This window comes from Paracholeplasma vituli, from assembly GCF_025446935.1.
Taxonomy (GTDB): Bacteria; Bacillota_I; Bacilli_A; order Acholeplasmatales; family UBA5453; genus Paracholeplasma; species Paracholeplasma vituli.
Map to the genome: position 1 here is coordinate 1 of NZ_JAOEGN010000025.1, position 10897 is coordinate 10897.

At 35.2% G+C, this 10897-nt stretch carries 8 protein-coding genes; 6 read left to right on the forward strand and 2 right to left on the reverse strand.

The window, feature by feature from the left end; all coding sequences use genetic code 11:
• Positions 1–345 precede the first annotated feature (345 nt).
• The 5 genes from N7603_RS08670 (at position 346) to N7603_RS08690 (ending at position 7729) form a co-directional block, all read left to right on the forward strand.
• Complete coding sequence (locus tag N7603_RS08670) at positions 346–1512, forward strand: MalY/PatB family protein (protein ID WP_262097038.1); 1167 nt, start codon at positions 346–348, stop codon at positions 1510–1512.
• Between the two features lie 52 nt (positions 1513–1564).
• Positions 1565–3022, forward strand: a complete 1458-nt coding sequence (locus N7603_RS08675) for an amidohydrolase (RefSeq protein WP_262097039.1) — start codon at positions 1565–1567, stop codon at positions 3020–3022.
• Positions 3023–3106: 84 nt separating this feature from the next.
• Positions 3107–4951 carry a molecular chaperone HtpG gene (gene htpG / locus N7603_RS08680; protein WP_262097040.1) on the forward strand — a complete coding sequence of 615 codons (1845 nt, stop codon included), beginning with the start codon at positions 3107–3109 and terminating at the stop codon, positions 4949–4951.
• Positions 4952–5057: 106 nt separating this feature from the next.
• A complete protein-coding gene (locus tag N7603_RS08685; RefSeq protein ID WP_262097041.1) occupies positions 5058–6281 on the forward strand; it encodes an AarF/ABC1/UbiB kinase family protein in 1224 nt (407 codons plus the stop codon).
• Positions 6278–7729: a phytoene desaturase family protein gene (locus tag N7603_RS08690; protein ID WP_262097042.1), complete on the forward strand. Its 1452-nt coding sequence runs from the start codon at positions 6278–6280 to the stop codon at positions 7727–7729. The genes N7603_RS08685 and N7603_RS08690 overlap by 4 nt, the downstream gene beginning before the upstream one ends.
• 338 nt (positions 7730–8067) lie before the next feature.
• On the opposite strand, the gene N7603_RS08695 is transcribed toward N7603_RS08690, so the two are convergent.
• Together N7603_RS08695 and N7603_RS08700 are read right to left on the reverse strand one after the other, a co-directional pair.
• Positions 8068–9339, reverse strand: coding sequence for an RNA-guided endonuclease InsQ/TnpB family protein (locus N7603_RS08695; protein ID WP_262097043.1), 1272 nt, complete (start codon positions 9337–9339; stop codon positions 8068–8070).
• Positions 9340–9555: 216 nt separating this feature from the next.
• On the reverse strand, positions 9556–9840 hold the full coding sequence (locus N7603_RS08700; RefSeq protein WP_262097044.1) for a hypothetical protein: 285 nt from the start codon (positions 9838–9840) through the stop codon (positions 9556–9558).
• A gap of 161 nt (positions 9841–10001) precedes the next feature.
• Here N7603_RS08700 and N7603_RS08705 point away from each other — a divergent pair, with 161 nt between their 5' ends.
• Positions 10002–10622 carry a Pr6Pr family membrane protein gene (locus N7603_RS08705; RefSeq protein WP_262097045.1) on the forward strand — a complete coding sequence of 207 codons (621 nt, stop codon included), beginning with the start codon at positions 10002–10004 and terminating at the stop codon, positions 10620–10622.
• Positions 10623–10897 lie beyond the last annotated feature (275 nt).

Consider the following 10897-nt stretch of genomic DNA (forward strand, 5'->3'; position numbering starts at 1 on the left):
AAATTAGCTTTAGAGATATAAAAGAACTAAGAACCGTAGGGACTACGGGGATAGCCTATTGAGTCACTGGTGGGTACACTGGTTTGGATAGGAAGCCCTCACTTCTATTAAGTGGTGGGTAGTTCACTATCGGCGGTCACATTTGGGAATGTTTCCAAAAAAGAAGGCTTCGCACTGGTCGTTATGTATGGAGCCTATCTGGTCTATATCATTTTACGGGCGGTTGAAATTTTATAATGAACTTAATCCGGACCATTTGGTTCGGGTTTATTCTTTATGGACTATTCAAAAACCATAGACTTCGCTATAATGAAAACAGAAACTACTTACTTGAGGTAAACCTTCATGAATCCATTCCAAAGTTTAAATCGATTCAACACCAATGCTCGTAAATGGGACTTAGATCGCGGTCCATTTGATGAGGATTTTTTGCCATTTTCAGTAGCAGACTCCGATTATAAATCCCCAAAACCGATTATTGATGCTTTAAGAGAACGGGTTTTACATGGTGCTTTTGGCTATAACTACATCGATATTTCTTATCAGCAAGCTGTGATGAATTGGTTCTCTAGACACTACCATTTTGAAGTTAAGTCAGATGAGGTCTTTCAGTCTCATGGGGTAGTCGCTGCTTTATATTTGGCAGTTAAAGGTTTAACTAAAAAACAGGACAAAGTGGTGATTCAAACCCCTGTTTACCCTCGTTTTTTCGATGTGGTATATGATAATCATCGAACCCTTCTTATCAATAAACTCAAACAGAATAAAGGGCATTATGAGATGGATTTCATCGGTCTTGAGGATACCTTTAAACAAGGCGCAAAACTATTCATTTTGTGTAATCCACACAACCCAGTAGGCAGAGTCTGGACAGAACAAGAACTCGATCAAGTAGTTGATTTATGTAAAAGATACGATGTAACCTTGGTCTCTGATGAAATTCACGCTGATATTATTTTAGGGAATCATACATTTACTTCAATGGGGCATTATTTGGATCGTTATGAGAAGATTATGATTTGTACCTCACCCAATAAAACGTTCAATATTGCAGGTTTGCATCTAGCCAACATCATCATTAGAAACCCGTATATGAGGGAATTAATTCACCATGAACTGAGAGTCTCACACAGCTGTACACCAAACCTTTTCGCAACCCTCGCCTGTGAAGTCGCGTATACGGCTTGTGACGACTGGGTTATTAAGCAAAATAAGCATATTGAGAAAAACTATAGACTTCTTAAATTGTTCTTTCAAAAGCGAGTACCCAAATTGGTAATCACAGCCTTAGAAGGCACCTATCTCGCCTGGATCAACATAGCCTGTTTGAATAAGGATTCTACCTTAGTAACAAAAGAATTGTTGGATTACGGGATTGGTTTATCCGATGGAAATAAGTTTGATCCAGACTCAAAAGATTATGTCCGAATGAATCTTGCCTGTTCAAAAGCTCAACTTGAAGCAGGGTTAGAGCGCTTTTATCAATACATATTAGACCAAACCCAGGCTTAAATAGCTTGGGTTTTATATTTCTATGATAGAATTAGGAAAATGAGGTCGTCCAATGAAATTATTTAAAAATGGGGTTATCCACACGTTAGACCACAATAGAAAAGCTACTAATATCCTAACCCACCAAGGTATCATTATTGGAATTGATGTCAATGAGAATCAAAGTTTCGATTCAATCATCGATTTAAAGGGTGGTCATCTATACCCTGGTTTTGTCGATGCTCATCTTCATTTGATTGGATATGGACAATATTTATCACGTATTGACCTTTCTTCATTAAAGGATAAAAATGATGTATTATCAAAGTTAAAAGAAATTGAAATCACTGACTTATTAATGGTAGATGGTTATAAAGAGTCTTTAGGTGTAAACCGTTATGATTTAGATAATATTTCAATGGAGAAACCCATTCTTTTAAGACACAACGACTTTCACGCAGTTACTGTGAATTCTGTTGTGTTGAATCAGATGGGACTTAATTATGAGTCTGGAATTTTGCGTGAAGAAGAAGCTTCAAAGGCGATTAAGCACTACACAAGTGTCTCAAATGAAACCCTTGAAAGGTATTTAGAAACAGCGATAGAAAACCTCTATCGCTATGGCATCACTGGTGGTCATTCTGATGATCTATTTTACTTTAATGGATATGAATACACTTTAAATGTCTTTAAAAATGTTTTAATACACAGACCGTTTCGCACACAACTATTGATTCATCATGAAGTATTAGATGACTATTTACAGAATCCATACAATGAGGAAAACCCTTATCTTGAATTAAAGGGTGTGAAAGTCTTTTATGATGGGACCCTATTTTCCAAAACAGCGTTAATGTATAAAGGGTATAAAAACACACCCTCAAAAGGACTACGAATAACCCCGGATTTTATCCAAATTGTAAAGAAAGTCAGAGAACACAACATGACTTTAGCCATCCATGTTATTGGTGACCAAGGTCTTGATGAATTGATTGAAATTCTAACGAAATATCCCGCGAAGAATTTTTTAAAAGACCGTATCATTCACGCACCGTGGATATCAGAATATGGCTTAAATAAGCTAAAAACCATTCCAGTTACACTAGATGTCCAACCACAGTTTTTATATAGTGATCTACCAGAAGCGTTTCACATTTTAAATGATCCACCATCCTATATTTTCCCGTGGAAAAGTATGCTTAAAAATGGATTAACACTCTCTTTCAGTAGCGACGCTCCTGTAGAGGTACCAAACCCTCTAATAGGCATCTTAAACGCAACCAATCGGGTTGCTAAAGATGGTATATGTTATCAAAAAGAGGAAATAATAACCCGTCTTGAAGCGATTGAAGCGTATACTAAATACGCGAACGCTCAAAATATTAAAGAGAATAGGGGCGTAATCAAAATGGGTTATCTCGCTGACTTTACCGTATTCAAATCAGATCTTGAATCCTTACCTGATGAAGACTTAGTAAAACCTCAAGTCCAAATGACCGTAATTGATGAACACATTGTCTATGAAGATTAGGCAATGTGTTTCTTTTTCGATATTGGCACTTTATACTTGACATTGCCAAAACGATGAATACAATAATACTTGGAGGCGATAATTATGTCAAAGACACAAGCATTCAAAACAGAATCTCAAAAACTTTTACATTTAATGACACACTCAATTTATACACAAAAAGAAATATTTCTAAGAGAGCTCATTTCCAACGCGAGTGACGCGATTGATAAGAGACACTTTTTATCTTTAACCGACGAGAAGGTACCGAGTGATACCTATCAAATCAAGATTACTGCAGATAAGGAAAAACGTACATTAACCATTACGGATAACGGGATTGGTTTCACCGAAGAAGAACTCATTCAAAACTTAGGTACGATTGCACAAAGTGGCTCGAAAGCATTCATCGAAAAACTCGATCAAAATGATACCAACATCATTGGTCAATTTGGTGTAGGTTTTTACAGTGCATTTATGGTTTCGGACAAAGTCGAAGTGAGAACCCGTTCCCCATTTTCTCCAGAAGGTTTCATTTGGAGCTCAGATGGCGTATCTGAATTTACAGTAGATTTGTTTGAAAAAGATTCAATCGGTACAGAAATCACTTTATACTTAAAAGAAGATATTGAAGACGAAGAGGGTAATGAATCCTTCAGTGAATACTTAGAAACCTATGAACTTAGATCCTTAATCAAAAAGTATAGCGACTATGTTCGATATCCAATTTATTTAAGTGAAGATTTAGAGAAACCAGTTAACCAAATGACACCACTTTGGCAACGTTCTAAAGCAGACATTACCGAAGAGGCATTAAATGGTTTTTACAAGCACCAATTCAATGACTTTGAAGATCCAATGAAAGTCATTCATATGTCAGTTGAAGGCATGTTGACCTTTAATTCACTTCTATTTATCCCTAAAAAACCAGCCTACAATTTCTACAGTGAAACCTATGAAAAGGGTCTTCAACTCTATTCAAAAGGTGTATTCATCCAAGATAAGAATAAAGATTTGATAGGCGATCACTTTAAGTTTGTCAAAGGGGTTGTAGATTCATCCGATCTCTCCTTAAACATCTCGCGTGAACTTTTACAACAAGACAGACAACTCAAGAAGATCGCCTCATCTATCGAAAAGAAAATTAAGTCAGAACTTCAAAATTGGTTAGAAAATGACCGTGACAAATACATTGAGTTCTACGATACCTATAAGACTTCATTAAAGTACGGTATTTATCAAAACTTTGGTTTGCATAAGGAACTCTTACAAGACTTAATTTTATTTAAAACCAACCTAAGCGATGACTATATTTCATTTAAGGAATACTTAGATCGTAAGAAAACCGATCAGAAAGATATTTACTACGCGACAGGTAAATCCAAACAAGCCATCCTCAACTTACCTCAAATGGGTATTCTAAAAGAAAAAGGTTTTGAAGTTTTATTACTAACCGAAGAAGTCGATGAGTTCATGATTCAAGTCATGGGCACCTACAATGAGGTACCATTCAAATCGATTCAATCTGCAGATTTAGACTTAGTAGATGAAGACAAGAAAAAAGACATCGAAAAGAAATCAGAATCCAATAAATCCCTTTTAGAAGCGATGAAAGAAGCCCTTGGGGACAAGGTTAAAGAAGTTAGATTATCCAAACGCTTAAAAGACGCACCTGTTTGCTTAGTCTCAGGTGAAGGTTTATCTTTAGAAATGGAGAAAGTTCTAAAGAATGTACCAAACGCTGACCAAGTAAAAGCGGAACGAATCTTAGAATTGAACCCAGATCATGAGATTTTCCAAGTTCTTCAATCTAAAGTCGATGACAAAGACGCTTTAAAATCTTACGCGACCCTTTTATACCATCAAGCACTCTTAATTGAAGGCTTACCGATTGAAGACCCAACCGAATATATCCAAGTACTAAATGACTGGATGGTTCATCAAAAATAAGCTCACAGTTGTGGGCTTTTCTTTTTCTTAATTCGTGTTAAGAATTACCCATTTCGGCTTAAATTAAGAACTTTATTGTATAATAAAATAAAAGGTGAGTGATATCATGCGTTGGATCATGTTTATTCGTCTATTTAAGCAAATATTCTCTAAAAAGAAATTACCAAATCTAGACTTTATTCAAAAGCAAGGCTTACTAGCTGTTAAGATTGCTCAAACATTCGCACTCAGAATTGATTTCTTAAATGAGGCGACATGTACCCACCTAGCGAAGCTTTATACTAAAACAACACCGATTGAAGGTGAAGACTTTAAAACCTTATTAAAGCAGTACACCGATGAGACATGGTTAGAATCTTTTAGCCATATTGAAGAAACCCCAATTGGCAGTGCATCCGTTGGACAAGTCCACCGTGCAACTTTGAAAACAGGTGAAGAAGTCGTCATTAAGTTCATTAAAAAAGACTTTAAGAAAAAGTTTGAAAAAGATGTCCGTTCTTTAAGACGTTTCATTAAGTTCATCATTTTCTTCTACCCAAAACTTGCGAAAGTCGCAGACCCAGTCGGGATTCTTGAACACATCGAAGCATATACACTCGCAGAACTTGATTTACGCAATGAAATCAGTCATGGAGAAGTATTGAAGTCCATCTATGAGGAGCATAAAAACAAGTTTGACCTTTCACGTTTAAAATTTCCAATCATATATAAATCCTTATCGAATGAGCACGTTTTAGTTTCAGAGTTCATTGATGGGAAGACTGTGGACGATTTACTTGAAGAAAAGGCGATGCCATTTGAAGATATCTTGGAAATCTTCCATATTCACGGCTTCTATATTTTCATTATTGGCACTTTCCATGGGGATTTACACCCTGGGAATCTCATTAAAAAAGGCAATGATTTTTACTTCATTGATACAGGTGCTATTTCAGAAGTGGGTAAGAAAATCCAAATGGGTTTGTTCGAGTTCATGGAAAAACTCGCTTATTACGATTTCCCGGGTTGTGCTTTAGCACTCAACCATATGGCTTATAAGGAAATCCATGGAAAGACCTACGATGTGTATTTTACAAAACTATTAGAGATCTATAAGGACTTTGAAGGTAAATCTGTATCTGAAGTATCCTTAACTAGAAAGATGATGGAAACCATCAAACATGGGGTAAACTCAGGGATGGTTTTTGAAAAAGGGATGTTTCCTATCATTAAGAGTATGATGTATTTAGACGGCATGGTTTTAAAAGGTGCTCCAGATACCGTACTCATGATTGAAATGAGACGTTTCTTAGAAGAATTTCACAAAGCAAACGAGGCGATTAATATATGAAAAAAGTAGCGATTATTGGTGCAGGTCCTGGTGGACTCGCAGCGGGTATGGTGTTATCCAAAAAGGGATACGACCTGCACATTTTTGAAAAAGATAACCAAGTCGGAGGCAGATCCAAACGACTCTCCTTAGGCGATTATCACTTTGATATTGGACCCACCTTTTTAATGTATCTAGAAATCTTAGAAGAAGTCTTTCAAAAGGCTGGGTATGATGTCCATAAAGAACTAGACTTGATGAGACTTGAACAACTCTATACCTTGATGTTTAATGATGTTACGTTTAATATGAGCAAAGACCCCATTGAAAACATCAAAATGTATGAAAAATATCAACCAGGTATGGGGAAAAGCTATGAAAAATGGTTTTCTGCACAAAGACGTAAACTCAATGTCTTCGCACCCATCTTAAAGAAACCTTTCCCAAATGCTTTACACTATCTAAGACCAGATGTCTTAAAAGCCGCCCCTTACCTACACCCGTTTAAATCGGTGTATAGTTTATTAAAAACATTTAATCCAAACGAAAACTTTATTCATTCTTTATCATTCCAGGCTAAATACTTAGGTATGGCTTCCTATCAAGCCCCATCCTTTTTTACCATCCTGCCGTATCTAGAACACGCCCTAGGTTTATACCATGTCCGAGGGGGTCTCAATCAAATCAACCATAAGATGGCAGAACTGATTGAAAAAAATGGTGGAAAAGTGCATTTAAATAGACAAGTTGAAGAAATCATCGTTGAAAAAGGATCCATGAAGGGACTTCGTATTCATGGAGAGTATATGCCGTTTGATGAAGTTATCATCAATGCTGATTTTGCGTACGCGATGAATCATTTGATTAAAGAAGATCACTTAAAAAAGTATACGCCTCTAAAACTTGAAAAGAAAAAATACAGTGTTTCGACATTTATGTTGTATTTAGGGTTGGATAAAGAGTATGATTTTTCACATCACGAAATATTGTTTTCTAAAGATTATGAATCTTACCTTAAAGGGTTAACACAAAACGAAATTACGGATGACATCAGCGTATACATTCATAATCCAATTAGAACCGATGATACTTACGCGCCAAAAGGGCATTCGAGTTTATTCTTGTTAGTACCGGTCCCAAATCTAACTGCAGATGTCGATTGGAGTACTTACCGTGAACACTTGAAAGAAGTGACATTGGATCTTATTGAGAAACGTCACCAGATCGATTTAAGAAGCCATATTAAAGCCATTCATATGATTGACCCGACGCAGTGGAAAGACGACTATAATGTCTATCAAGGAGCGGTCTTTAATTTAGCCCATAATCTACCTCAAATGCTCAACCGCAGACCACAAAATAAGTTTGAAGAAATCAAACATGTGTATTTAGTCGGTGGTGGTACACATCCAGGTAGCGGACTACCAACCATCTACCAATCTGCACTAATCTTAGACAAATACTTATAATTTAGACGCCTTTTTGGGCGTTTATTTTTTTAAGATAAACTTCACGAAAATGTAATGGATTAACCCATTTTATGTGACTATAATCTTATTACTGTCAATTATGTAATAATTTAGTAGAGTGAAATAATGATTATATAAGACACGATATTGACTTTTATTGGTGATCGTATGAAAAATCCTTTTATAAAGGCAAAGCACTATATATTAGATTGATGGTTTTAACACCCTTTGCTGATGCAAAATCAAGCGAATGAACTAGAACAAAGAGGTGAATAAATCACCCTTTACGGAATGATTTGATTGCCTCTTAACGAGCGAACTCGTCTTATTTAAAACGACTACAGTCCAAATAGTACTGTACGCTTAGGTGTGTTCACACCCATATTCCCTATCCATATGGCATCGGGATTACCTTTTCGAATCATATTCAATGAGGCATTTTGGTCAGCATTGATTACTATGCCTTTTTTACTTCTATATAAACCTCTTTTGACTCTTACACCTGAAAACTCACCCTTAACGAATTTATCTTGATCCAGATAGGACGCTTTTGACGTATAGGCTTCATTAATTACTTTTGTTTCAATACCTATCTGTTCAGCTAAGTATATGATACGGTCTCTAAGTCTCGCTATAGGTATACTTTTCGTCCACTGATTATATGTATCCGATAACCGTTCATCTTTAAACGTATCGTTATAACCAATGATGATTTGTTTCACTTTATTATCTATTGCGTGATGGATAATGAGTTTAGCTGCTTTATAGATGCCATAATCCATTTGATGGTTCCGTTTATCCATCAGACGAATCATTTGTTTGGTTAAGATAGTTTGATTGGGTCTACTACTCGCTAGTTTAGCGATTCGTTTATGATAAAACTGATTCATACTCTTTAACCTTTTTCCATCTAATAATAAGTGGGTATTATTCGTCACTGAACAAAATGCTAGATTGTTATACCCAAAATCGATGCCCATGGTTTCGGTAAGATCATCTAATTTCATTTTAGGTGTTTCATCTAGATACACATAAACCACTTCGATGTACTTTCCATCATAGTAGGACTTGATGGTGATTTCTTTGATTGGTTTGGTTTGGATACATTTAGGTGTGGGGATATCTAACGATAAGTCACTTAAATGGTTTAATTCGGTTGTGTGCTTATGAATTTGTTTTGAAACTAATTCAATCTCTTTGGATACTTTCTTGATGAAGTGACTTCTAGGGAGTGTATAGACTTCATTGGATGGTTTATAGACCATTCGGTCATATAGAGGATAATAAGTATCTTTCTTCAAATATCTAGGGAGTCTAATAGTTTGTTTAAGTTTAGACTTTAAAGATCCAAAGAACCCTTTCATCGCTTCATCGACTTTACGAATAACCATTTGACCTTGAGTCGTACTTAAGTAACGATAGTGTTCACTGTCTTTGAGTAGTTGGTAATTATCGTTATAAGATAAATACTCATTGGTTTTGATAAAATGTTGTCTTACATTATAAAGAGCTTGATTATATAGACTTCTTGAAGCACGCATTAAAGACAACAAAAACTGGTGTTGATTAGGATTCAAATAGAGTCTAGTTTTTAGGGCTTTATAAGACATAAATGGATTCCTCCTTTCTACTTAAATTATACCATAAATGACACACAAAATATATATTTTATATGATATTTTAATTATATAGAGAAAGTAAACAGAAGACGTTTAAATGACCATTTTATAGAAAATTTTATAAAACTTATAGAGTCTATATTCGATAAGTGAACAATAAAAGACGAACTTTCCTAGTAGATGAAAAAGGACAGCTCAGACTGTCCTTTACTTTATCGTTTCTGAGGGTTTCTTTATAGCTTTGATAAGCAATGTAACCATCCCTACGATTAAACCAACAAACAAGAAGAATAATCCAAATAAAACATACATAAGATCATTCCAAGAACCGGCTGGTTGCGGGATTTGTGATAACCAAATGAACGTTAGGCCTAATCCAAGTGAAATTAAGGTTGGTAGGAAAGCAAATTTTTGTTTCAAAAATGAGAATACCAAACCAACAATAACCCCTAAAAGACCAAATCCACAAATATACGGAATAAAGGGTACCATATGAAACCTCCTTTTTAGTAATCATACTTGAAAAAGATGGGTTTGTCAATTTATTAGGTTTTGCCTTAGTAAAGCCTTTAAGTCTCTATATTTTGAAAGTCAAAATAGTTGAACAAATAGTCTGATTTCGATACAATGAATGGGAAAAGGAGGCGATTCGTATGGTTTATTCAAAAACAGCATTTTATTTTAGAAGTATTTACTTGATTTTTGGGGCTATTGGATTATTTTTAGCAACCGAGATCACGACAGGTTCATTCAATAAAGGCTTCTTTGTTTACTATACCAACTTATCCAATTTGATTGCCTTTGGATTAATGGTTCATATTTGGTTATTAACCTATCAATCCCTTAAAGGGAAACAGGTTGTTTTCAAATATCCGACGATTCGTTTCGTTATTACAATCCTAATTTTGGTGACTGTGATTATCTACAATACGTTATTAGGTAACCTATTCGATCCAAGTTATTGGCGTGTAAGGAATGTGATCATGCATCTAGTTGGTCCGCTACTTGTTGTTCTAGATTACATGTTATTCACTAAAAGAAATACGGTATCTTGGAAAGCAATTGGCTATAGTTTAGTACTACCTTATGCCTATGTTGTATGCACATTAATCATTGGGTTATTCACACATACATACCCTTATTTTTTCTTAGACGTGAATGAGATTGGCTATTTAGGGGTATTGGGTTGGGTATTTATGTTGACTATAGGGTTCATTTTCTTAAGTAGTATGCTCATTTTATATAATAAAAAAAATGAAAAATATAAAAAATAGTGTGAAGTGTATCCTAAATTGTTTTTTGATGTTACAATAGAGATAAATAGGTGACTAACTATCTAATGTCAAGCGATATTTACAGATAAATACTAAAAACCTCCCGAACAACAAAAAATTGGAGGTATGCTTACAATTATGGATGATTATTATTTAATCGCCACAGATTTAATAATAAGCTATTGTAGTTTAGTTGAATCGTAATCGAGTTGGTTTGTTTCTAAATGATGAATGATTCGAACTAACTTCTTAGCTAAATGAACGAGTGCTACTCG

What these genes read in the sequence shown, in the direction of transcription:
- N7603_RS08670 (WP_262097038.1), top strand. Translation starts at nt 346, where the DNA reads ATGAATCCATTCCAAAGTTTAAATCGATTCAACACCAATGCTCGTAAA.
- N7603_RS08675 (WP_262097039.1), top strand. Translation starts at nt 1,565, where the DNA reads ATGAAATTATTTAAAAATGGGGTTATCCACACGTTAGACCACAATAGA.
- htpG (WP_262097040.1), top strand. Translation starts at nt 3,107, where the DNA reads ATGTCAAAGACACAAGCATTCAAAACAGAATCTCAAAAACTTTTACAT.
- N7603_RS08685 (WP_262097041.1), top strand. Translation starts at nt 5,058, where the DNA reads ATGCGTTGGATCATGTTTATTCGTCTATTTAAGCAAATATTCTCTAAA.
- N7603_RS08690 (WP_262097042.1), top strand. Translation starts at nt 6,278, where the DNA reads ATGAAAAAAGTAGCGATTATTGGTGCAGGTCCTGGTGGACTCGCAGCG.
- N7603_RS08695 (WP_262097043.1), bottom strand. Translation starts at nt 9,339, where the DNA reads ATGTCTTATAAAGCCCTAAAAACTAGACTCTATTTGAATCCTAATCAA.
- N7603_RS08700 (WP_262097044.1), bottom strand. Translation starts at nt 9,840, where the DNA reads ATGGTACCCTTTATTCCGTATATTTGTGGATTTGGTCTTTTAGGGGTT.
- N7603_RS08705 (WP_262097045.1), top strand. Translation starts at nt 10,002, where the DNA reads ATGGTTTATTCAAAAACAGCATTTTATTTTAGAAGTATTTACTTGATT.